Consider the following 20,911-nt stretch of genomic DNA (forward strand, 5'->3'; position numbering starts at 1 on the left):
GAAAAGATACTATACTTAAAAGTTTTTTGACTCACGACTTACTTGAATCTAAATATGAATTTGATAAGGCAGATTTACCTTCTACAGTGAGAGAAGCGCTATCCTCTGACAAACCAGTTATTAAAGCGATTGCCTTGATAGTAGAAGGATTAGACGGTACTTCACCAGTTACGGACTCAGTACTAAGGAATCAAGTCACACAATTTCTAAACGAGGCCTTATGATTATCAGAAAAATACAAATAGACAATTATCTATGTTACTACGACACTAATACTTTTGTGTTGTCGGAAGGTTTGAATATTATCCTCGGTGAAAACGGAGAAGGGAAAACGAAATTTTTTGAAGCTGTCGATTGGCTGTTCAATGGTGAGAATGAAGATTTAGAATTACTTGTTTCGGCCAAAAAGTTAAGTGAAACTGAAATTGGTGAAAGCTTTAGGGTTAGGGTCTCAATGACTGTTGAACAGTATGGCGATAGTAAAATAATAACCAGGTCCTTTTTAGCTAAGAAGGAAAAAGAAAACCAATGTTCGACTTCAAGCTTTATGATTGAAGGTATTGAAGAAAATAGTTCAGGTGAGCGAAGTCAGGTCGATGGTGCAACTCTTCTTGATAGGGTATTCCCTTTTCAAATTCGAAAATATTCTATGTTTAAAGGTGAAGCTGATTTAAACATTTTTGAAAGCGACAATGCCCTAGTCAACCTTATCAACTTATTTTCAGAAGCAAAACACTATGATAAATATTCAGATAAAGGTACTTTTCTTAGAGAGAAAGCTGAAAAAGCAGTCGAAGATTCTGCGAAACGTGATAAGAAAAACGCAAACCTTTACAAGAAGCTTGAGGGAGAAATTTCGCTTCTTGAAAAAGAGAAAGCTAAATACGAAGTTCATTTAAATTCTACTGATGAGGAAATTAGGAAAATTGAAGGGAATTTACAATTAGCTGAAAGTTACGTTAAGAACGCCAAGGCTTTAGAAACTTTAAATAAACGGATTAAAGAAGTTGAAGAAAAAATTTCTTTTCTCAACGGTAGAATTGATGAAAACTATACCACATCCCTGTTTGATGAAAATTGGATTCTTGTCAATTTCGAACCATTTCATAAAGAGTTTGCTGAAAAGGTATCTGAGCATAGCAAAAAGCGAAGAGAACTTCAATCTGAGTTTGACAAAGAGAAGGGAATTAAACTTGGTGAGAAAAAAGCAAAAGCAGATTTGCTGAACAATGCAGTTCCACTTCCTACCGGTGTGCCTTCAAAGGCGCATATGGAAGAAATGCTAAATGATGAAATATGCAAAGTGTGTAATCGCGATGCAAAAAAGGGTTCTGACGCATATGAATTTATGATGGGAAGACTTAAGAATTATCTAGAAAGTCAGGTTGTTGATGAAACCGAAGATGAAGAAGATGAGCCTCTTTTCAGGCTAGATTATACAAATAGGCTAGAAAATTTGAGTATTAGTCACGAGGACAATTTGAAAAATCTTCGATCAATAAGAACAAAAATTAAAGACCTCTTCCAATTTAATGATGAAAGAAAAAAAGAGATTGAAGAACTTAATGAGCAATTGGAGAAGGAGAAATTAGAAAGAGAGAGAATTTTAGGTGATACTAGCATTGCTGAGGATGAGCTGATAGATGTATTCAAAAACTACAATGGGTGGCAAAATGATTTGAAAGTTAGAAATCAAGATCAGCTTCGATATACATTAGAGTACGAAAAGCTTGAAAGCCAATTGAAAATAAAAAAAGAGGAAAAAGACAAAATAGATATTGATTCAGCAAATTCATTCTTGATTAAAACAAGGAATATATTGCGAGATATTGAAACTATCTTTTTAGATACCAAAGAGAAAAAGTTTGATGAATTTATTGAAAAGCTGCAAACAAAATCTAATAGCTTTTTCAAGAAAATTAATATTGACGCTTTCACAGGTACAATTATTTTCACTAGACGAAATAAAGTAAATCGAACTATAGTTGAAGTCGAGTTGCAGGAGGATGGTAGAGTTTTTTATAAGCCAAATCAATCCCTACTGACTTCAATGCATATCTCAATTCTTTTTGCTATTTCAGAATTAGCCACCGAAACAAAAGAAGAAAATTTCCCAATGATTTTTGATGCGCCCACATCATCGTTTGGGGAAAATAAAACTGCACAGTTCTTGAATTTAATTTTTGAAACCGATAACCAGAAAATCTTACTCATTAAAGATTTCCTTCACACCGACAGAGCGTCAAAAACACTATCAATCAAAAACGAATTTGAGAGCGTTAGACGAGATAAAGCTTTTTGGGTAAAACTAGAAAGACCTTTTGATCCCAATAATTTGAAGACAATTAACTCTCAGGTAATTACATTATAGTATGAATAATTTATTTGAAAAATGGAAAACTAAAATTCCAAAATATAGTGAGGTTCATAAAGATTTGTTCGCTTCGCTTTCTCAAAAGTTTGGGGCAGAAGGCGAAAAAAAAATTAATCTGGGAAAACACTTCAGTACTAACTACGAATTATACACCTACGCCTTTTTTCTAGGACTCTACAATGATGAATATAGTCCAATTCCTGATAAGGAAAAGAAAACGGACTTTAGCCATCATATCCAGCATTGGGGAAGTAAGACAACAATTTCTTCGCGTAAGGACTTTACTAATTTGCAGGAAAATATATTTATAGCACTAGTGGCCAAAACAGATTTAGACTTGATTGATTTGGAGAAAGGAGAACTTGATGAGGACCAGGCAGTCAAATTGATCCTTAAAACAATGGAGTCATTCACAAATGGAGGTCTTATCCTTATTAAAGAAAAGTTAGAGGAAAATCCAAATTATTTCTTGCAACCGACATCATTTTTAAATTTGATTTTGGAGAAAAATGTGATATCACACTAGATGCCAATAGAATTTTAAATTTATTTTTCAACTAGAATGCCAGAAACAAACCGCATAGAATACAAACGAGAATTGACCGATGGACTTGAAAAAGAGGTCGTTGCTTTTCTGAACTACCGTGAAGGTGGCATTCTATACATTGGTGTCGATAAAGAGGGAAATACCTACGGATTGACAGATGCAGATGGCGACCAGTTGAAGATTAAGGATAGACTCAAAAATAATATCCGTCCTTCTGCATTGGGTTTATTTGACATTGTGAGCGAGGAAAGAGATGGTAATGATATCCTGAAAATCATTGTAGCTAGCGGTCCAGAAAAACCATATCATCTTAAAAAGTATGGTATGAGTGAAAAGGGATGTTTCATTCGTTTAGGTTCGGCAGCTGAACCGATGACACAAAAAATGATTGATGAGCTCTTTGCTAAGCGCACCCGAAATTCCATTAACAAAATTAAAGCTGGCAGACAGGATTTAAGCTTTAGCCAGTTGAAAATTTACTATGAGGAATCTGGATATAAGCTAGGAAAAGCATTTTCAAAGAATTTAGAATTACTAACCGAGGATGGCGCGTTCAATTATGCCGCCTATCTTTTAGCAGATAAAAACAATACCTCTATAAAGGTTGCCAAGTATTCCGGCACAACTCGAACAGACCTAATAGAAAGTAACGAGTACGGACACGAATGTTTGATAAAAGCTACAAAACAAGTAATTGATAAAATTGCCGTAGAGAACAGAACTACTACAAAAATTACTTCAAAAGAAAGGCAGCAGGCCAATCTTTGGAATCCCATTGCGTTACGCGAGGCTATCATTAACGCCTTTGTGCATAATGACTACACAAATGAGATTACCCCAAAGTTTGAAATTTTTACCGATAGAATTGAAATTACTTCGGCAGGCGGTCTACCAGAAGGATTAAGCAAACAAGAATTTTTTGAAGGCTTTTCAGTTCCTCGCAATAAGGAACTGATGCGAATTTTTAAAGATTTGGAACTGGTAGAACAATTAGGTTCTGGTATTCCTCGTATTTTAGGACATTATGGAAAAGAAAGTTTTAGTTTTTCTGATAATTTCCTAAGAATGACTTTTGCCGTTAAAGAAGAAACTAATGAAACTGCTGTTAAAGTTGATGATGAAGAAGCTAGTCAAAAAGGTGGTGTAATAGGTGGTGTAATAGGTAGTGCAAAAGGTGGTGCAATTGATGCTACTGAAGCTCTAACTAAAAGACAAAAAGAAGTACTTAAGCTAATTGCTGCTAATCCTTCAATAACATATAATGATATAGCTGAAGCTTTAGGCATTAATGAATCTGCCGTAGGGAAACATATTACAGCAATAAAGAATAAAGGATTTTTAGTACGTCACGGCGATACAAGAGGCTATTGGGAAATCAAACTTGAGAAAAATTGAATTAAAACTTCCTTTTAAAAAGGCCCTTTCTCTCTCGGTCCTTTGCTCGTCACTTTCCATTGACCATCTTCTTTGATGAGTTTAAAGATACCAGGCTTATTATCATAATTAGAACTGTATTTGACCCACGCAGTATCAGTCTCTATAACTTCATCTGATATTGTAACCTTTGCATCATTATCTGCATCTGGCACTAAACCTTGAATCATCATTAAACTATCATAACCATCAGAAGTTGTATGTTTTTTTAAGGTGTTATTATCTTTAGCATAAAAGCTTTCAACAACAATCTTTACAGTTTCAGATGGCGACATATTCTTGGTTTCAGAACAAGAAATGAATAAAAGTACGAGTGAGCAAATGACTAATCTTTTCATAATATTATTAATTTGGGTTATTGATATACCTATGTGATATGTTCAGTTTTATATTGCGCTCGCCATTCTTCTCATTCAATTCCAAAATTGCTCTACGGTCATTGGACAAAGAGAATTTGGGCATTACATAAACCAATCTTACCATTTTACCTTCTGCAATTTTTGACGATAAATGGTGCTTGTAAATAGGTTCTTGATATAAACTCTGTAAGGATTTCCTTTTCCCTTTTTGTCGAGTCTCGATGGAAAGGTTCAAGAAATTCAAATCGTAATCCAACGTAGAATTATTCTCAATCTGGATGACAAAGTAGAGTTCTTCTTTATCAAAAACAATATTATCAACGGTCAAGACGATGCCTTGCGTACGCTTCTTAATCCGACCGACACGTTGGTTTCTGTTAAGAAGATAGGTGCAGAATTTTTGATAATAGTAGGTTCTGTTATCTATATTTTTTTCAGAAGTTACAACCTGAATCGAATCGGCTACGATTGGCTTCTCATTACCAATACTATTTGATAATGGGATAAAATAATTGAGCTTTGACAGCTGCTTTTTATATCTTACAATATACGAAAAAATTGCACCATTTCTATTGACTACCAGTAGATTACTTTCCTTTCCGGGCTTTGCCTGAAGTAATCCAAAATACTGTTCTTTTTCACGATTATAACTAAAGACAAAATTATCCGAACCGGTTATGCCTTGTCTTATGGGTTCTGGAAAAAATAGCGCAACGTTTTTTGTATCGTTTGCATAAATGGTATCTAATGCTACGTTTATTTGTGCTTTCCCGAAAGCGGAAATAATGAGGGCTGAAATTATAATATACTTTTTCATAAGAGTGCGTTTTAAATGCCCATTATGGGTCTCATAATTTTGGTTTTAGAATTAATTTGTAGTTGTTGAGCACAGTTACCTTCACACTTCGATTGCGTCGTCTAAATACCTGTGTAATTCCGCCTACTTGCGGAACAGTTGGGATATTGATATCACCAATTACATCATCCAAAACTTCAGTAGTAGCCTCTGCTCTAAAATTGTTCTGTACATAGATGCCTTCGCTACCATCGAGCAAATCGAATGCCTTTAGTTTGGTAGGATGATGCTTTATGTTCTCAATTTCGATTAAGGCACGATTTGGCTGAAAGCTGATAAAACCAAAAACTGGCGTATTCTTTGGCATCGGCTTACCATTAATAGTAGCCGATTTGGTTAGGCGCATCCGTAATCTAGTGTTCGCTTTGACAATCTGGTCGCCATCGACAACCACATATATCGTTTCATCTGTATTACCAATAATTGAAACTTCATTGGGTTTAGGCGAAGCAGCAAAGAATAACTGATGTTCTAATCCTAATTCTTTGGCTTCAATTTTTTGTTCTCGTATTATTTCGGCTGAATCGATTTGTTGTGCGCTCTTTTGCGCAACTTTCTTTTGCCCTAAGTTTCTGTATTTCTTGTCAGAGTATTGAATTTTACCTGCATTGTATATACTATCCACAATGCGTTTTTTTTCAAGTTCCGGCAAATTAGGATTGTAAAGACCTGTGGAATCCAAAAGCTTTTCATCGTAGATGCTGGGTGCGTTATTCTCGCGCACTTCCTTTAAGTCATTGATGGCATCGAGCTTGGAATCATACTCTTTTTGATTTTCGTCCAAGTCCGGTACTAAGGTCTGTTCAAGGTTTTCGTTCTCGTTTTCATCATCACCCATAACCATCATAGAATAGGAAATAAGGAATATGAAAATTACAGCTAGTACAGCTGCAAAAACTATTTTGTTCTTTTCTACTTTCATAATCGTGGTTTTAAAGTGCCGATTATCGGCTCAACTTTCATCGTTTAATTTTTTTAAGGTGTTCTCGAAATAGTTTGTAATCAACAAACCGTGTGGATTGTTTGGAAAGTTTCTATCAACGGGAATTAAGTTTCCACTAGAAACGAGTTCGTAGGTGTCAATTATTGAACCTCTATTGATTTCAAATACAGTAACCGTTCTAAAGACGTACGTTCCGTTTTGTTCTTCGATTTGTGAATCAATACTTAGTACTTTTTGAACAAGTGAGTATTGCAGCAATCGATTGTAGACACCATCGGCTTTTTTCTGACGATACAAGTTGTCCACGGAACTATTGCCCAACCAAAGCGCCTTTTCAAGATTCCGTTCGTAGTTACTGGCATCGATATTATAGAAGTAGTTGTGGAACAGGTCCAAATGCGCCAATGCCTCTACTTTGAAATTTTCTTTTTGGGTAACAAGCTTCAGCGGAATAATACTGCCATCGGTATTAATGGCAAAGGCACTATTAAGTGCTTCTTTATTTGTCTTAAAAGCCATCCAAAGTGAAAAGGTGCTCGATAGCATCGCAAAAATGACAACTGCCAACACGATAAATCTGTTCAACTTTAAGACGTTGTATATGTTCTTATATGGTGTTTTCATATTTATATGTTTAATCTGCCCTAGGCAGTAAATAATCTGAGGGTAAACGATGTGGCGCGTTTATATAATTTGAACTTTAGAAAAACAATGAAACAAACTGACCCTAGCTGAACCACAGGTGCAAAAAAGCCCTGGCCGACATCTGTCCCAAAAAGGTTTGTCCAGAAATTCGTATTGATTTCAGTATAGAGGGCGTTTACAAATACATTAACCAGAAAGAATGCAGGCACCAACATATAAACCGCGGCATATAACTTGAAAAATGTGTAAGCAAGCGAACGGAATTTTTCAAAAACTGCTAGACTTATAACCAGCGGGAAAAAGGCTTGCATTATACCCAATAAAAAGTAGCGTTCAGCAAGAAACAACGGGTAGATGAACAAATCCAAAATCCAAAGGATAAGGCTAATGATAAATGCAAAGATTTTGAATCCGTAAAGTGGTGTGACAAGAGCTTCATATAATAAGGCCATTGCCGCTTGAGCAGCCTCTAAAAAATTTATTTCTTCTTCTATAGGAATATCCTGCATCTGTAATGGCAATAAAGCTGGTGCTGTACCACGATATTGCGCTTCTATGGAAACCAAGATGCCATCAAAAAAGCCTAAAACCTGCGTTGAAAATATAACCAGAAGTACAATGGCAAAATTCTTGGTCAATTCCCCCGGACTTAATCCCCAAGTATAACCGTCTTTATCCGCAATACCTTCATTATACTTTTTTAGGATATTGACCAGAAAGAACAATACAGCAAGAGTTTTCATTCCTGCAATTGTATATTGCGAGAAACTACTGTTCTGTATGGTTTGAAATACCGCATCGACGTATTCCAGTCCAATTCCTAAAAATATGGTTGCGGTCATTATTAGTAATCTGTTTCTCTATTATTAATTTTGTCCTGCATTTTTCTGAAGGATATAATATCCTTGTAGCGTTTCGTTCTTGTTTGAATATTTGAAACCATTTGCTTTGATTCTAGTTCTTTTTCCTTCAAAACTTCAGCACGTTCAGCATCGGACATTTTTAGATTATCACTAGATAAAATTTCGCCCATAAATTCAACCGTGTCCAAAGAGTTTTGAACTATCGCATCAAATGATTCCGCAACTCGTGTAACTTCCTCTGGTTTGATATAAGGCGAGTTTAAAATATCCTGCAAATCGTTTTGCATTATATTGATAAGGCGTTGATTGTTAGCTGCTATTTCTTCAACTGCCCTAAGTTGTTGGACAACACTTGACACTTTCTCAATTGCCTCTTTCGCATCTTTCAAGAACTTTACGGACTTGATAAGTTGAGAGGTCTGTTTTGCCGATTCCACAAGCGATTTTACCAAACTGATAAAGTTGGTATTGTCATAAACTGGCATTCCCTGAGCGGTAGCACCGCTGGGTAATAAAAGGACAACCGTTAAGAATAGCCCGAACAAGATTGTTTTGATTTTTGTTTTACTCATTGGTAAAAATTTGTTTTGGTATTCGTGAATCTTCGATTTCATAATATTATGTTTTAGATGTGAATTGAATTATTGCTTTTTCCATATCGTGATGCTCATTGTAGAGCTTCATTATTTCCTCATTTTCCTGGCCATCGGTTAAGTAAGCTGCATAGACTTCTTTAGGAACTTCAAGCCGAAAGATGTTGCTTTCCTTCCCAATCTTGATAAACATTTCGGTGTACTTCCGTGGTCCGGAAAGATTATTTTTGATGGACTTTAATTGGTTCAAGTCGTGGCTGGAAAGGTTGAGCCTTTTGACCAATTCGTTATAGCCTTTTTCATTGTTTAGGCTGTAGACTACTTGCGTATTTTCTAGTATGCTGGCTGATGTGGAATTGTTTGGAAGCTGATTGATGGATTGTAGAATAATACCAATCGCACCATTTTGTTTACGGATAGCTTGATAGTAGAATTCGACACTTTCCAGCACATTATCGAACTTCAATTGCTTTGCAAATTCATCGAATAGTATGATACCTTTTTCAGCTCTATTTTTCCATATAGTTCTTTGGATGGCTGACTTAATCAGCTTCAACATTACGGACAAGATTTCCTTATTGTCCTTGACTTCATCCAGTTCAAAAACAATCAATCTTTTATCCTCAATCTTATAGGTCTGGTCTTCGCTAACTTCAAATAGAAAACTATATAGACCATCGCCGACATATTCGGACATTACGTGCAAGAAGCTGGTAATATTGAAATAGTCGGGATGGATTTTTAAGGTGTTCAGAAGGTCTTTCTGATTCCGCTCTATAAAATTGTAAAAACCATCCAGCGAATGATTTTCTGAAGTATTGTTGTAATAATGACGCAGTATCTTTTTAACCGAAACCGATTGTGCTTTGGTCACTTTTAAATCTGAAGCGAACAGTTCAAACAGGAAGACAGACAAGTCTTCCAAACGTTCAGGGGTCAGGTCATTCACATCGCTTATATAAAAAGGATTAATACCCAGATTTTTGCCACTTTCATAACGAAGCACCGTATATTTCTCAGGATAGAGTTTGGCAAATTTGGTGTAGGATCCACCAAGGTCAATAATGACTAGGCGGACACCACTCTCAAAATATTGGCGTAGAATGTTATTTGCCAAAAAGGACTTCCCTTCGCCAGTAGGTGCAAAAATGGCAAAGTTTCGTGCTTTGATACGCTTCTTGCGTTCGTCCCAAACGTCCTTTAGAACTGGAACGTTATGTTCTCTATCATTAAAGATAATTCCAGTAGCATCCGAGTTGTAGTTTGTATTATTAATAAACAAGCATAGTGCGTGTTTTAAATCCGTTACATATAAATCGTTATTTGAAAAGTTGGAAGAAAAACAGCAGTAACTATTTAGTATATAGTTCTTCCGTTCCTCACCTCTTGGATAATATGGGATAATATCCAGTTCCTTAAATTCAGTTTTGATTTTAGAACCGATTCGACTTAAATTTTCAGGGTTTTTATCCCAATAGACGATGTTGAGATGACCACGAATAATCCGTGCATTGTCATCTGCATTGATTTGGTCGAGAATATGTTGAATTTTACCAAGTACCACTTTGTTCTGTGAACCGAAGTTGGAACTTTTGTTGAGTTCTTCAACTTTCTTATCTAGAAGCTTGCGCCACTTTTGTTTATCATCCAAATACAGGATTTGATTAACAATATGATTCTCATTAAGCGTAAGCCCTAAGCCATCAATAAACCCTTGATGAAACACGAAATCGTCAGAAGTGAATTTCTCATTGGTCTTGCTACTCTGTACACTTTCGCCAAAGCACAGTTCGCTATTGATAGCCAGGGCATCAAAATGGTTTTCGCCAATATTGACGCTTTTCTTTTCTAATATGATGTCCGTATCAAAACCTTCATTGAATCCATTGAAATAACCATTTGTGAGGTGCTGAATGTCTTTCGCTTTAAGCTGGACAAAGGTCATTTTTCGGCTATTGTTTATAAAGGAAACCGAATCACTAACCGAGCCAATGAAGCTCTTAACGTTGTCATCTAATTGTTGAACAATCCCTTTAGAAACTTTACGAAAAGGGTTGACATATTTTGAATTATTTAGAGCCTTGTTCTTAGTGAGTGTAAAGAACAAAAAGCAACGATGTTCCATATAATCACGTCCTTTGAAATGCTCGTGTGTAGCTTTTTCTAAAAAAGTTGTTTTCGGCAATTCTTCTGAAGTGTAACTCTTTTTAAGGTAGATATCCTGTTTTTGTACCACCGTGCCAATAGGTAAAGATTTTAAAGCCTGAAACCAAGCGCCGTGTATATCCTCAAAGTCTTTTTCTGATAGGGAATAAATTTCTGGTAGCGTTCCTTTATAGCACAGAACGACATTGCCATTATTGGCAAATATGATATTGTCCTGAACATCTGCAATAGGGTTATATGCCGAAAGATTAATCTTGTTCATAATCGAAGCCCGAATTTCTTTTGTTACTTATTATTCTTGGGAAGGCTTTAGCCATTTGAAATAGTTGTGGGTTAAGTGTTATTCTCGTGAGGGCTACATATAAGGCAGCATTAAAAACGAGAACGCCAATTATTATCCCGAAACTGAAAGAGAAAATGATAATGAGCAGCGAAGCCAAAATAGACACCATCATTAGGGCGAACAGGGAAATAGGCAGCCCAAAAATGACTGCCCTTTTTCTAATGTTTTTATAGACCTCGAATTTCTTCATACAACTTTTTTAATAAAGCCCTCGATGAGGGTTCAATTATACTACGATGCCTATTAAATATGTGAAGATGCCCACAACCGCACCCGCAATCAAAACAAATACAAGTACTCTAGTAATACCTTTTTTAAGGTCTGCGTTTTCCCCAAAGAAATGTCCTGCGTTAAATAGGAATCCAACTAGAAAGATGACACCAAGTAAAATTGGAAATATGGTACGTATGGTATCGCCCACATCATTAACGGAATCTTCAATTCCCCCAATTTGAGCAAAAAGTGATGTTGAGAGCAACGATAAAAAAGTTGCTAAGTAGATTGATTTTTTCATAATAAAATTGTTTAGATTTTTTATTCATTTTCCCTTTCTGAAATTTACATATATTTGTCCATAAATAACTGAAAATCAAATATTTGTGAATAAAATATTATTTGAAATCAATTGAATTTAATTGTTATTATTTGGCATCAAATTCTATGAATTTTTGAAGGGAAGTTGTTGATAACCCGAAAATTGAAAATGAAAAAAGTGCTCAAAAACGTCAGTTTTGTGGTTTTGCTTTTAAAAATGTGCATCATTTTTGGACAGGAAACCAGTACTCAAAAACGAATTATAATTGACGTTGGACACGGTGGAAAAGATGCTGGTGCGATAGGCATTAATAATATCCAAGAAAAGGATGTTGTACTTAATATTGCCAATACCATTTTGAAGCTAAATAACGAACTGGACAGGCCTCTAGATATTTATTTGACCAGGTATAATGATACGCTTATTTATTTATCGGATAGAACAAAACTGGCCAAAATCCTTGATGCAGATTTGTTTGTCTCTTTACATTGTAATCATTCGGATAATTCTAATGCTAGAGGAATAGAAGTTTATGCTTCACGAAAGCAAACAAATTATTCAAAAGAATCTATTTATATAGGTTACCAAATTGAAAAAGCACTTTGCAAAGAGATAGGATATGAAAGTAGAGGCGTGAAGTTTGCAAACTTTCTGGTATTAAAAGACACCATAGGCTATTGTGCTTCCATTCTGTTGGAACTTGGGTTCTTATCAAATAAAGATGAAGGAAACTATATTTCAGATGTTACCAGTGTCCAATTCATTGCCAGCACTATTTTATCATCGATACAAAACTAATACGATTATGAAAGATTTATTTTTAGAGATAACCAAAAGTTTAAAAGCCGTTGTGGTACAATTTATTTCTGAAGTGATTCTACTATGTAAATCGTTCAGAAGTTGAATTATTATAGCATAGCGCCAACGGTATTTTTGATACAATTAAACTCAAAATAACGATAGCAGAATATTTATATTTAAGCATTTGCTTAAATACGCAATTAATTATACCTTTGTTCATCTAAATAGTTATTATGAAAATGGAAATTTCTTGTACGAGAGCTGAAGCTGACCATAAGCAGTTACTAAACTGCAAAACGGTCATTGATGGTATGACTAATGATTTCGATAAAATAACAAAACTACTGTCCATTTCAGGTAATGAAGTACGCTTAAAGGTGCTATTCCTCTTAAATATGGAAAAAGAACTATGTCCTTGTGATTTAGCCGATATTTTAGGTATGAGTATTCCTGCGGTTTCACAGCATATACGAAAAATGAAAGATGCAGATATTATAAGCTCAAGGCGAGAAGGGCAAACCTTATACTATTCATTGAACGAGGATGAGACCGATATTCTAAATAGTATTTTTAAGTCAATTAAATTAAAAAGAAGAACAGCATAAATTTTTAATAATGAGTACTGTAAAAACATCAAAAAATGCAGCTTATACAGGTTTGTTTGCTGCTGTAGCCGCATCATCTTGTTGTATACCACCAGTTATTGCATTGATTGCTGGCGTTGGTGGAGGTGCATCCGCTTTATCTTGGGTAGAACCCTTTAGACCCTATTTAATTAGTATCGCTGTCATAGCACTTGGTTATGCCTGGTATGATTATCTAAAACCGAAAAATGCAGAGGATTGTTGTGAAGTGGATGCAAAGCCAAAGTGGTTTCAAACTAAAGGTTTTTTAATAAGTATTACGCTATTTGCGGCTATATCAATAAGTTTTCCATATTACTCTCACATTTTTTATCCGAATAACAAGAAGGAAGTGGTTATTGTAAATCAATCCAATATCCATACGGTAAATTTTGATGTAAAAGGGATGACTTGTGCAAGTTGCGAAGAGCACGTCAACCACGAAGTAAACAAGCTCGACGGAATTGTAACCTCAAAAGTGTCCTACGAAAATGGGAATGCCATCATTGAATTTGACCAAACCAAAACGAATGAAACGGAAATCGAGAAAGCAATTAACTCAACAGGCTATAAAGTAACCAACAAAAAAGAAAACTAATGGAAGTTCTTTTAAAATCAGAGATTACCTGTCCGAACTGTGGATATCAAAAATTAGAAGATATGCCGACAAATGCTTGTCAATTCTTTTACGAATGTGAGAATTGTAAAATGGTTTTGAAACCAAATGAAGGCGATTGTTGCGTTTATTGCTCATTCGGAACTGTAGCCTGTCCACCTATTCAGGAAAATAAAAGTTGTTGTTGAAAATTTTCCAACTAGACTTTAAGTCAATATATTTAATAACCGTTTGTGCAACGTATTCATAAAAAAGCACTTTAATCATTTCCTTTTATCCCCAGCACCTTTATCAAAGGCAATCAAATTAAACAGTTCTCGCATTCTGCTACGAACTCGATTGCCATAGCGTTCTTCCAATTCTTCAGCATTTAAGTTGGTGGTAGCGTGAGTTTTAATTTTATGTTTGGTATCGAGATAAAGTTCATATCTGGATAAGAGCACTTCGCCCATTACGTTCAAATCTTTTCCATAAAACCGTCCAGCCGGTTCAACGCCCAAATCATCAAAGCAATAGAATTTAGTATTGCCGTATTCTTCAACAGTTTTAAAGCCAAGGTGGTTAAAACCAAAAGTTACATTCCGGCAAGGAATCATTTCGTAAGGGCGTTGCAACGGAACTATGTGGCGAAGTAATTTCATAAGGCTGGTTTTACCACACCCAACAGGTCCAGAAAGTAAAATACCTTTGTCAATGTCAATACCGTAGGTAGCGCAGTTCTCTTTATCCTTAATGAAATATGAACAAAGTTTAAGCAGTATGTTTTTATCTTCTTCATAGATTCTGAATTTCTTGCCAAACAATAGTTTTCCTTTTGCATTCAGGTAAATCAAAATTTTTGGAAAGTCATAGACAACGCTTTTGCCGTCAAATTTTCCCAGTGAATATTCTACGCCACCTTCAATAATTTTAGAGGGGTTGTCCATAATCTTTGTTTTTAGTGGTTCGCAAGTTGTCCTTGATTTGGGACGCTTGGTTTTTGTTTGCTTTGTTTTCTTCTTCGAAAAGCTCAGTTCTATCCATCCAGTTTGTGGCCAAAGCTCGCCAATCACGAATTTGTTGACCATCGCTAGTTTGCCAGTTCCTAGTTTCATAATGCTCGTAGAATTTTTTTCCTTCATCAGCATTAAAACCTTTTTCAACAAAAAAATCAATTACGGCCTGCCAGCCCTTTGGCTGTTTTGTATAGTTTTCTTGTTTGATATTGTTTGTAGTAGATACCAATGCTTGTCCACCTATGGGACGGTATGGGTCTACAACCTGTCCATTTATGGGATGGTGCTGTCCCACAACTGGTTCAGGTATGGGATAGTACTGTTCCGCAAGCTGTTCTAATGTGGGATTGTATCGTCCCATATCAGGTTCATCACTTGTCCCAATAATGGACATCTTGATTTTACTGCCCTTGTATGGATTGTTAGATGGGAAATAGGATAGATAAAGCCACGCGTCCAAATCCGTAACACAACGATGATAGGTGGATTTTGAGCCTATTTTAGCACAACGCATTAAATCCCTACGGTTTACATAAAATTCATCTGCAAACCGACTACTGTTCCATTCTTGAAACAGCGCCATATACAAGCTGATATGTGTGGGATTTAGGCGGTCATCAAAATAGAACTTTTCAAAAGCCGCATTAAGTAGCTTTATATAGTTCATTACTTAAGAATTTGAACCGTGCTGCACACGGTTGGCGGTCATTATATTTTGAATTTCCTCGGCATCGTAGTAGATAATACCGCCTACTTTGGTATAGGGCAAAGTGCCATTGATACGAAGATTTTGCAAAGTACCTGGACTGACTTGTAACAAGTCCATAACCTCAGAAGATTTGAGATACCTTTTCAGTTTTACAGTAGCTTGTTTGGATAATAGTTTTTTGATGTCATCGAGTAATTCCATTTTGAAATCTCGAAGGTCGTCTGTGGTAATAATACTTGTGGGCATAATAGAACGGTTTTAAAGAAAGAGGCTATCGCATCGCTATCAACTAATTTGATAGCCTCTGACCTGATTTGACTTTCGTTCTACAAATTTGAATAGCTTTAATGGATTTTATTCCCCAGTACGACCGTACTACGGTCAAAATTTAACATTTTGAAATTTGATTAGTTTTAGGGTGTTTTGAGGTGTTTGCACTATTAATTGAACTTTAAATTGTACCAAAATTTATGGAAAAGAGGATGAGAATCTAATTACCGTAGGTCAACCGTAGTACGGTCTTATTTTAGCAGATAAAAGGATAGGTAAATGAGAATGGTTAGCGACTATTCCTCGCTTTTATCCATTTCTGAAAGAAGGGAAGCAATCAGCTGGTCAAGGAACAATGTTCGGCTGTTTTTACGATTTTTGATGTCTTGAAAGGTTTTGTAGATGTCTTTGGGTTCAAAATCAAATATCTGTTGCAACTTTCTAGAAAGTTGCATAATACTTTTATTGTCCTGCTTCCCGAGACCTTTTGCGCATAGTGCGTAGAGCAGCTCAACCCAATCTGTATTTGTAAATGGCCAAATAATTTTTTCAGTAGGTTTTATATTCACACTAAAACCATTCAATCTATTTTTAATAGAATGTTTCTTTTGGTCCATATAATTAATAAGGGAAGTATAGGCCTTGAACTTTCCTAAAAGCATATCTCTTGGCGTACAAAAATCAGGGTCTTGAAAATAGAATTTAGAAGTAGTGATGTGATACTTATCGAGATGGTCTCTTGTGTAATATGTCTTATCAAAATGGGTTGCCCCAGATTTTACATATTGGCCAAAGTCAAGATTATAAAGAAAAAAGCGATTTAGTTTACCAATCTTCTTTTTTACAAATTTTAGTTGGGCAGCTCTATCAGCTTTAGGAAATTGAATTTCAAAAGAATGAATCTCTGAGAAGTATATAAGTTTAATTAATGGTACTTGTTTTATTTTTTTAAAGAAATCAATTTCATCATCAACGCTTTTAAAATCATTAGCCAAAATATTTCTTTTAAAAACGGTAAGCAAATTTCTACTTAACTCGATGGAACGATAGGATAGTTCCAAAATCGGAAGATTTTCGAGCCTTATCCCGTCTAATTCTACGAGAAGATTTTCGCCTAGTGATTCTAAATCCATTTATAGCCATAAATACAGTTAAACACCGACATTACTGCGGGTGGTCTTAGTTTGGATGGGTTGTTAGTGGTTGTTAGAATTCTTTAGTTGCGAATGTGTGGGACAGGTACTTGAAAGTAGAAGTTTTTACGACAAAGGGCGGCCAAAGAACAACTGAAATGTAATAACATAATTTTGAAAGAAGGGTATTTTATTCCGTAGATATGTACGGAATAAACCGTATTTTCCTACGGTAATTGCTATGGTATCAGGAACAACGCTACTTCGCCTTTTTTCGATATCGACTAATGAATTGCCTTCTATTTTTTACACCAGTTTTTTTATAGATATTAGAAGCGTGTTTAGAGACAGTACTTTCGGCAATGAATAAATCTTTGGCTATTTGTTTGTAACTAAGATTGCTCAGAATAGATAAAGTAATTTCTATTTCCCTTCGTGTCAAGTTTTCGTAGATTATTTTTGTTTCTGCTGAGTTAATTGCCTGTTCCTTACTCATTGCAAATACTTCATACATTTTGGTCTTGTTTTCCAAAAAATATAAATGTCGGTCTATTTCAATAATCGTTATGGCATAAAAAGCCGCGTTCATAACAGTAAAAGTCAACCATTGAAAATCCCCAATTAAGGTTAGTATAGGTAACAACGCAATACTTGTCACGCTAATCATTGATAACCTATTACGACGTAGGATGTATTCATTTGGATTGTTTGGATGGGAAATTCTTTCATAAAACATACCTAAAAACACAAAGGCAAGAACAGAAATAGGTATGGTAAAAAGTAACCTTGAAGCGTCTAAGGAATAGGTAAAAAAGTATGGGATTAAAAATAGTATAATAAAACTTCCAGAAGACAAAATCGCTAAATTTCTAATAGAAGAATTGTACTTTAATACAATGATATCATATTCTTTATAGAGGTAGTAAACTATATAAACGCATAGAGTTATGGCAACGCCGTAAGTTATGATGTACTGAAGAATGAGAGGACCAGGAAAATTCTTAATTGGCAAAAATCCACCTGTTAAATTATAGGTAATAAATAAAATACCCAAAGATAAAAATCGCTTATAACCACTTGAATCTTTTCGAGTTGAATAGTAGAGTGTGAACAATACAATGACCGTATCTAATAAAAGATAGAAAAAAGTCGTCCAATGTATTGATGTACCAAACATTTATCTTTTTCATCGCTGCTCAAATTTGTTGGTTTCTAAATTTTTTGTCACATTCTTCCAATGAAATATAGTGCCATTCATTGCCACATATACATCTGCTTTTAGAAATTGAACTGAGCATATTGCATAACCTAAATTAAAAGGGGCGTCTGTACCATTGGATGTGCCTAAAACAAATGAGCCAACCAAGACAATCGTTTTATTTAGGTTAAGGTTTCCGATATATTTTGCGGTATCTTCCATAGTGAAAGTACCGTGGGTTAATACTATTTTTTCTGCGCTTGTAGCTTTAATTTTATCTACCAATAGCTGGCGGTCTTCATCTGTTATAGAGCGGCTGTCTTTATTCAAAACACTTTCAATGGTATAGGAAAATGAGACATTCGCCGACCTAAAAAAGTTCTCAATAGAGATTTTGCTTTCTTGGTTCTGGCTATTTTTTTCGCTATAGTCCAACCCCTCAATTGTACCGCCTGTTGTGATTATATGTATCATAAAATAGGACTTGTTGTGACCTACAATATAACGGTTATTATTGGTAATCAATTTTCATTCTGGTAACTTCAATGGGAAAAATTCTATGATTCTTACCACTTCATTTTCTGCAATCGTACCGCATTTAAAATAGCCAACAATGCCACACCCACATCGGCAAATACAGCTTCCCACATTGTTGCCAGTCCACCAGCACCAAGAATAAGTACGATAGCCTTTACACCAAATGCCAAACCAATATTCTGCCAAACAATTTTTCGGGTAGAACGCCCAATTTTAATTGCTCTTGCAATTTTACTTGGTTGGTCGGTCTGGATGATGACATCTGCCGTCTCAATGGCAACATCACTACCCAAGCCACCCATTGCGATACCTACACCACTTGCTGCCAATACGGGCGCGTCATTAATACCATCGCCTATAAAGGCTACTTTCGTTTCAGGTTGTTTTTTGAGCCCTTCAACCTCGTTCAACTTATCTTCCGGTAGTAAACCACCTTTTGCCCAATCAATATTTAATTCTTTGGAAACCTGTTGCGTAATGGAATCTTTATCGCCAGAAAGCATTATGATTTTTGAAATTCCAGCTTCCCTTATTTGCTTAATAGCTTGGTGGGCATCTTCCTTCAGTTCATCGGCAATGGTTACATAACCTGCAAACTTTCCATCAATGGCAACCATTACTATTGATTCTACAATGCTATCGGTTTCAGAGGGTACTTCGATACTGTTCGAAGTCATTAATGCTTTGTTACCGACCAAAACGGTTCTTCCATTGACCGTTCCTTTTAAGCCTTTTCCAGCAACTTCAGAAACTTCAGTTGCTTCCAAGTCAACACCGTCAGCTTTATATTCCAATATTGCCTTTGCGATTGGATGAGTAGATTGTTCTTCCATCGCCATCAAGTATTGCATAAATTCCGCTTCCGCGAAAGCGGATGTATTGACCACTTCCTTAATCTTAAAGACCCCTTTGGTAACAGTTCCCGTTTTGTCCATTACCACGGTATTCACTTTGGTCATTGCATCCAAAAAGGATGCGCCCTTGAATAAAATACCGTTACGTGATGCTGCACCCAGACCACCGAAATAGCCCAAAGGAATGGAAATAACCAATGCACAGGGACAGGAAATAACTAAGAAAATTAATGCTCTGTACAACCAATCACGAAACACGTAATCATCAACAAAGAAATAAGGAAGAAAAGTCAGACCAATAGCTAGAAATACAACGATAGGTGTGTAAATCCGTGCAAACTTTCTGATGAACAATTCAGTCTTTGATTTACGAGCGGTGGCATTCTGGACCATATCCAGAATACGGGCAATGGAACTGTCCTTAAATTCTTTGGTGGTTTCAACTTCGATGACACCATCGAGATTGATACTTCCCGCAAAAACCTTTTCGCCTTTCGCAATGGTATCTGGCTTGCTTTCGCCTGTTAAAGCAGCTGTGTTGAACGACCCTTTTTCTGAAAGTAAAATACCATCAAGTGGTACTTTTTCACCCACCCGAACCTGAATTTTCTCGCCAATCTGGACGGTTTCAGGATTGACAGAAACAAAATCATCATCACGATAAACCAATGCTTCATTAGGGCGCACATCGAGTAGTGCTTTAATATTTCTTTTGGCACGGTTGACCGCTGCATTCTGGAACAGTTCGCCAACGGCATAGAAGAGCATCACCGCCACACCTTCGGGATATTCACCTATGGCAAATGCCCCCAAAGTGGCAATGGACATCAAGAAAAATTCCGTGAAGAAGTCGCCTTTTAAGATGCTGTTCCAACCTTCCCGTATGACAGGAAATCCCACGGGAATATAAGCCACAGTATACCAGACTATGCGAATCCAACCTTTAAAGAAGGGAAAGGCATCAAAATAATCAATGGCAATACCAGCAATCAGCATCACAAAGCTGAAAATGGCAGGTAAATAAGTTCTGAAGTTTGACAATTCTTCCGGACTGCTGTGATTGTGTCCTTCATCGTGGCTGTGCTCGCCCTTATGTTCTTTAGGGTCTAAATCACGTAAGTTTACTTTTTTCTTTTTCATTAGGTTGGTCTGTATTGGTTTAAGATAATTTCCAAGTCGTGAGGAAGTTCCATTCTCTTAAGAGGTGGAACGTTAACACCACCCGTATTTCCTACGGGCACGTGGTCAATAAATGATTTCCACCCGCCAACGACCAATCGAACAACTTGACCTAAAATTTCTTTTGTATTTTTTTGTCTAAAGCCAAATTTGAGCATTAGCCAATGAGAATAGGTATGTTCGTAAGGATAGGACTGCCCAAGTATGTGCGAGCGTTCAAGATGCTTCCAAGCAATTCCATAATCTTTCCGATTCAATGCATTACGATATAGATTCAATTCCTTATCATAGTATTCTTTTAAACCTTTAGGGATGTTGGTATTAAATTTCATCTAACA

The 20,911-nt window shown here is 36.0% G+C and carries 25 protein-coding genes; 8 read left to right on the plus strand and 17 right to left on the minus strand.

Annotation, left to right across the window (positions count from 1 at the left end; all coding sequences use genetic code 11):
• The first annotated feature begins 26 nt into the window (after window positions 1-26).
• From EYD45_RS03415 to EYD45_RS03430, 4 genes are read left to right on the plus strand one after another with little or no spacing between them, the layout of a single operon-like run.
• Window positions 27-224 carry a hypothetical protein gene (locus tag EYD45_RS03415; protein WP_165453883.1) on the plus strand — a complete coding sequence of 66 codons (198 nt, stop codon included), beginning with the start codon at window positions 27-29 and terminating at the stop codon, window positions 222-224.
• Window positions 221-2,371, plus strand: a complete 2,151-nt coding sequence (locus EYD45_RS03420) for an AAA family ATPase (RefSeq protein WP_130962958.1) — start codon at window positions 221-223, stop codon at window positions 2,369-2,371. The genes EYD45_RS03415 and EYD45_RS03420 overlap by 4 nt, the downstream gene beginning before the upstream one ends.
• 1 nt (window position 2,372) lies before the next feature.
• Complete coding sequence (locus tag EYD45_RS03425) at window positions 2,373-2,900, plus strand: hypothetical protein (RefSeq protein WP_130962959.1); 528 nt, start codon at window positions 2,373-2,375, stop codon at window positions 2,898-2,900.
• A 36-nt stretch (window positions 2,901-2,936) separates the two neighbouring features.
• On the plus strand, window positions 2,937-4,316 hold the full coding sequence (locus EYD45_RS03430) for an RNA-binding domain-containing protein (RefSeq protein ID WP_130962960.1): 1,380 nt from the start codon (window positions 2,937-2,939) through the stop codon (window positions 4,314-4,316).
• A 14-nt stretch (window positions 4,317-4,330) separates the two neighbouring features.
• Here EYD45_RS03430 and EYD45_RS03435 read toward each other — a convergent pair whose 3' ends face one another.
• From EYD45_RS03435 to EYD45_RS03475, 9 genes are read right to left on the minus strand one after another with little or no spacing between them, the layout of a single operon-like run.
• Window positions 4,331-4,693: a nuclear transport factor 2 family protein gene (locus EYD45_RS03435; RefSeq protein ID WP_130962961.1), complete on the minus strand. Its 363-nt coding sequence runs from the start codon at window positions 4,691-4,693 to the stop codon at window positions 4,331-4,333.
• A 7-nt stretch (window positions 4,694-4,700) separates the two neighbouring features.
• Window positions 4,701-5,531 carry a DUF4138 domain-containing protein gene (locus EYD45_RS03440; RefSeq protein ID WP_130962962.1) on the minus strand — a complete coding sequence of 277 codons (831 nt, stop codon included), beginning with the start codon at window positions 5,529-5,531 and terminating at the stop codon, window positions 4,701-4,703.
• 31 nt (window positions 5,532-5,562) lie between these two features.
• Entirely contained in the window at window positions 5,563-6,492 is a 930-nt protein-coding gene (gene traM / locus EYD45_RS03445) for a conjugative transposon protein TraM (RefSeq protein ID WP_130962963.1), read from the minus strand.
• 30 nt (window positions 6,493-6,522) lie between these two features.
• Window positions 6,523-7,137 (minus strand): conjugal transfer protein TraK, encoded by a 615-nt coding sequence (locus EYD45_RS03450; protein WP_130962964.1) that lies wholly within the window; start codon window positions 7,135-7,137, stop codon window positions 6,523-6,525.
• Window positions 7,138-7,157: 20 nt separating this feature from the next.
• Window positions 7,158-8,000 (minus strand): hypothetical protein, encoded by an 843-nt coding sequence (locus EYD45_RS03455; RefSeq protein ID WP_130962965.1) that lies wholly within the window; start codon window positions 7,998-8,000, stop codon window positions 7,158-7,160.
• 2 nt (window positions 8,001-8,002) lie between these two features.
• A complete protein-coding gene (locus tag EYD45_RS03460; protein ID WP_130963281.1) occupies window positions 8,003-8,593 on the minus strand; it encodes a conjugal transfer protein in 591 nt (196 codons plus the stop codon).
• Between the two features lie 46 nt (window positions 8,594-8,639).
• Window positions 8,640-11,042: a TraG family conjugative transposon ATPase gene (locus EYD45_RS03465; protein WP_130962966.1), complete on the minus strand. Its 2,403-nt coding sequence runs from the start codon at window positions 11,040-11,042 to the stop codon at window positions 8,640-8,642.
• Window positions 11,029-11,313 carry a hypothetical protein gene (locus EYD45_RS03470; protein WP_130962967.1) on the minus strand — a complete coding sequence of 95 codons (285 nt, stop codon included), beginning with the start codon at window positions 11,311-11,313 and terminating at the stop codon, window positions 11,029-11,031. The genes EYD45_RS03465 and EYD45_RS03470 overlap by 14 nt, the downstream gene beginning before the upstream one ends.
• Before the next feature lie 36 nt (window positions 11,314-11,349).
• Window positions 11,350-11,637: a hypothetical protein gene (locus EYD45_RS03475; protein ID WP_073243663.1), complete on the minus strand. Its 288-nt coding sequence runs from the start codon at window positions 11,635-11,637 to the stop codon at window positions 11,350-11,352.
• 189 nt (window positions 11,638-11,826) lie between these two features.
• Between EYD45_RS03475 and EYD45_RS03480 the strand changes: the two genes are divergently transcribed.
• The 4 genes from EYD45_RS03480 (at window position 11,827) to EYD45_RS16915 (ending at window position 13,886) form a co-directional block, all read left to right on the plus strand.
• Window positions 11,827-12,456: an N-acetylmuramoyl-L-alanine amidase family protein gene (locus EYD45_RS03480; RefSeq protein ID WP_130962968.1), complete on the plus strand. Its 630-nt coding sequence runs from the start codon at window positions 11,827-11,829 to the stop codon at window positions 12,454-12,456.
• Between the two features lie 236 nt (window positions 12,457-12,692).
• Entirely contained in the window at window positions 12,693-13,064 is a 372-nt protein-coding gene (locus EYD45_RS03485) for an ArsR/SmtB family transcription factor (protein WP_130962969.1), read from the plus strand.
• A gap of 10 nt (window positions 13,065-13,074) precedes the next feature.
• Window positions 13,075-13,680 (plus strand): mercuric transport protein MerTP, encoded by a 606-nt coding sequence (gene merTP, locus EYD45_RS03490; RefSeq protein WP_130962970.1) that lies wholly within the window; start codon window positions 13,075-13,077, stop codon window positions 13,678-13,680.
• Complete coding sequence (locus EYD45_RS16915) at window positions 13,680-13,886, plus strand: GDCCVxC domain-containing (seleno)protein (protein WP_130962971.1); 207 nt, start codon at window positions 13,680-13,682, stop codon at window positions 13,884-13,886. Before merTP ends, EYD45_RS16915 begins: the two co-directional genes overlap by 1 nt.
• A 75-nt stretch (window positions 13,887-13,961) precedes the next feature.
• On the opposite strand, the gene EYD45_RS03500 is transcribed toward EYD45_RS16915, so the two are convergent.
• From EYD45_RS03500 to EYD45_RS03535, 8 genes are all read right to left on the minus strand, one after another.
• The gene (locus EYD45_RS03500) at window positions 13,962-14,624 is read right to left on the minus strand and encodes an ATPase (RefSeq protein ID WP_130962972.1); all 663 of its coding nucleotides are present in this window, start codon (window positions 14,622-14,624) and stop codon (window positions 13,962-13,964) included.
• Window positions 14,608-15,360, minus strand: coding sequence for a hypothetical protein (locus EYD45_RS03505; RefSeq protein ID WP_130962973.1), 753 nt, complete (start codon window positions 15,358-15,360; stop codon window positions 14,608-14,610). The genes EYD45_RS03500 and EYD45_RS03505 overlap by 17 nt, the downstream gene beginning before the upstream one ends.
• 3 nt (window positions 15,361-15,363) lie before the next feature.
• Complete coding sequence (locus EYD45_RS03510; RefSeq protein WP_130962974.1) at window positions 15,364-15,648, minus strand: helix-turn-helix domain-containing protein; 285 nt, start codon at window positions 15,646-15,648, stop codon at window positions 15,364-15,366.
• A gap of 320 nt (window positions 15,649-15,968) precedes the next feature.
• Entirely contained in the window at window positions 15,969-16,805 is an 837-nt protein-coding gene (locus EYD45_RS03515) for an RteC domain-containing protein (RefSeq protein WP_130962975.1), read from the minus strand.
• 259 nt (window positions 16,806-17,064) lie between these two features.
• Window positions 17,065-17,982: a LuxR C-terminal-related transcriptional regulator gene (locus EYD45_RS03520; protein ID WP_130962976.1), complete on the minus strand. Its 918-nt coding sequence runs from the start codon at window positions 17,980-17,982 to the stop codon at window positions 17,065-17,067.
• Window positions 17,983-17,991: 9 nt separating this feature from the next.
• Window positions 17,992-18,477: an asparaginase domain-containing protein gene (locus EYD45_RS03525; RefSeq protein WP_130962977.1), complete on the minus strand. Its 486-nt coding sequence runs from the start codon at window positions 18,475-18,477 to the stop codon at window positions 17,992-17,994.
• 92 nt (window positions 18,478-18,569) lie between these two features.
• On the minus strand, window positions 18,570-20,534 hold the full coding sequence (locus tag EYD45_RS03530; protein ID WP_130962978.1) for a heavy metal translocating P-type ATPase: 1,965 nt from the start codon (window positions 20,532-20,534) through the stop codon (window positions 18,570-18,572).
• Entirely contained in the window at window positions 20,534-20,905 is a 372-nt protein-coding gene (locus tag EYD45_RS03535; RefSeq protein ID WP_130962979.1) for a DUF3703 domain-containing protein, read from the minus strand. The genes EYD45_RS03530 and EYD45_RS03535 overlap by 1 nt, the downstream gene beginning before the upstream one ends.
• Window positions 20,906-20,911: the final 6 nt, after the last annotated feature.

Origin of the sequence: Hyunsoonleella flava (genome assembly GCF_004310325.1) — a bacterium.
Taxonomy (GTDB): domain Bacteria; phylum Bacteroidota; class Bacteroidia; order Flavobacteriales; family Flavobacteriaceae; genus Jejuia; species Jejuia flava.

Bases quoted from the DNA above. Each gene is read 5' to 3' on its own strand.
- EYD45_RS03515 (WP_130962975.1), bottom strand. From the start codon at position 16,805: ATGGATTTAGAATCACTAGGCGAAAATCTTCTCGTAGAATTAGACGGG.
- EYD45_RS03440 (WP_130962962.1), bottom strand. From the start codon at position 5,531: ATGAAAAAGTATATTATAATTTCAGCCCTCATTATTTCCGCTTTCGGG.
- EYD45_RS03525 (WP_130962977.1), bottom strand. From the start codon at position 18,477: ATGATACATATAATCACAACAGGCGGTACAATTGAGGGGTTGGACTAT.
- EYD45_RS03475 (WP_073243663.1), bottom strand. From the start codon at position 11,637: ATGAAAAAATCAATCTACTTAGCAACTTTTTTATCGTTGCTCTCAACA.
- EYD45_RS03465 (WP_130962966.1), bottom strand. From the start codon at position 11,042: ATGAACAAGATTAATCTTTCGGCATATAACCCTATTGCAGATGTTCAG.
- EYD45_RS03435 (WP_130962961.1), bottom strand. From the start codon at position 4,693: ATGAAAAGATTAGTCATTTGCTCACTCGTACTTTTATTCATTTCTTGT.
- EYD45_RS03470 (WP_130962967.1), bottom strand. From the start codon at position 11,313: ATGAAGAAATTCGAGGTCTATAAAAACATTAGAAAAAGGGCAGTCATT.
- EYD45_RS16915 (WP_130962971.1), top strand. From the start codon at position 13,680: ATGGAAGTTCTTTTAAAATCAGAGATTACCTGTCCGAACTGTGGATAT.
- EYD45_RS03520 (WP_130962976.1), bottom strand. From the start codon at position 17,982: ATGTTTGGTACATCAATACATTGGACGACTTTTTTCTATCTTTTATTA.
- traM (WP_130962963.1), bottom strand. From the start codon at position 6,492: ATGAAAGTAGAAAAGAACAAAATAGTTTTTGCAGCTGTACTAGCTGTA.
- EYD45_RS03535 (WP_130962979.1), bottom strand. From the start codon at position 20,905: ATGAAATTTAATACCAACATCCCTAAAGGTTTAAAAGAATACTATGAT.
- EYD45_RS03510 (WP_130962974.1), bottom strand. From the start codon at position 15,648: ATGCCCACAAGTATTATTACCACAGACGACCTTCGAGATTTCAAAATG.
- EYD45_RS03480 (WP_130962968.1), top strand. From the start codon at position 11,827: ATGAAAAAAGTGCTCAAAAACGTCAGTTTTGTGGTTTTGCTTTTAAAA.
- EYD45_RS03450 (WP_130962964.1), bottom strand. From the start codon at position 7,137: ATGAAAACACCATATAAGAACATATACAACGTCTTAAAGTTGAACAGA.
- EYD45_RS03460 (WP_130963281.1), bottom strand. From the start codon at position 8,593: ATGAGTAAAACAAAAATCAAAACAATCTTGTTCGGGCTATTCTTAACG.
- EYD45_RS03430 (WP_130962960.1), top strand. From the start codon at position 2,937: ATGCCAGAAACAAACCGCATAGAATACAAACGAGAATTGACCGATGGA.
- EYD45_RS03530 (WP_130962978.1), bottom strand. From the start codon at position 20,534: ATGAAAAAGAAAAAAGTAAACTTACGTGATTTAGACCCTAAAGAACAT.
- EYD45_RS03500 (WP_130962972.1), bottom strand. From the start codon at position 14,624: ATGGACAACCCCTCTAAAATTATTGAAGGTGGCGTAGAATATTCACTG.
- EYD45_RS03505 (WP_130962973.1), bottom strand. From the start codon at position 15,360: ATGAACTATATAAAGCTACTTAATGCGGCTTTTGAAAAGTTCTATTTT.
- EYD45_RS03425 (WP_130962959.1), top strand. From the start codon at position 2,373: ATGAATAATTTATTTGAAAAATGGAAAACTAAAATTCCAAAATATAGT.
- EYD45_RS03455 (WP_130962965.1), bottom strand. From the start codon at position 8,000: ATGACCGCAACCATATTTTTAGGAATTGGACTGGAATACGTCGATGCG.
- merTP (WP_130962970.1), top strand. From the start codon at position 13,075: ATGAGTACTGTAAAAACATCAAAAAATGCAGCTTATACAGGTTTGTTT.
- EYD45_RS03420 (WP_130962958.1), top strand. From the start codon at position 221: ATGATTATCAGAAAAATACAAATAGACAATTATCTATGTTACTACGAC.
- EYD45_RS03485 (WP_130962969.1), top strand. From the start codon at position 12,693: ATGAAAATGGAAATTTCTTGTACGAGAGCTGAAGCTGACCATAAGCAG.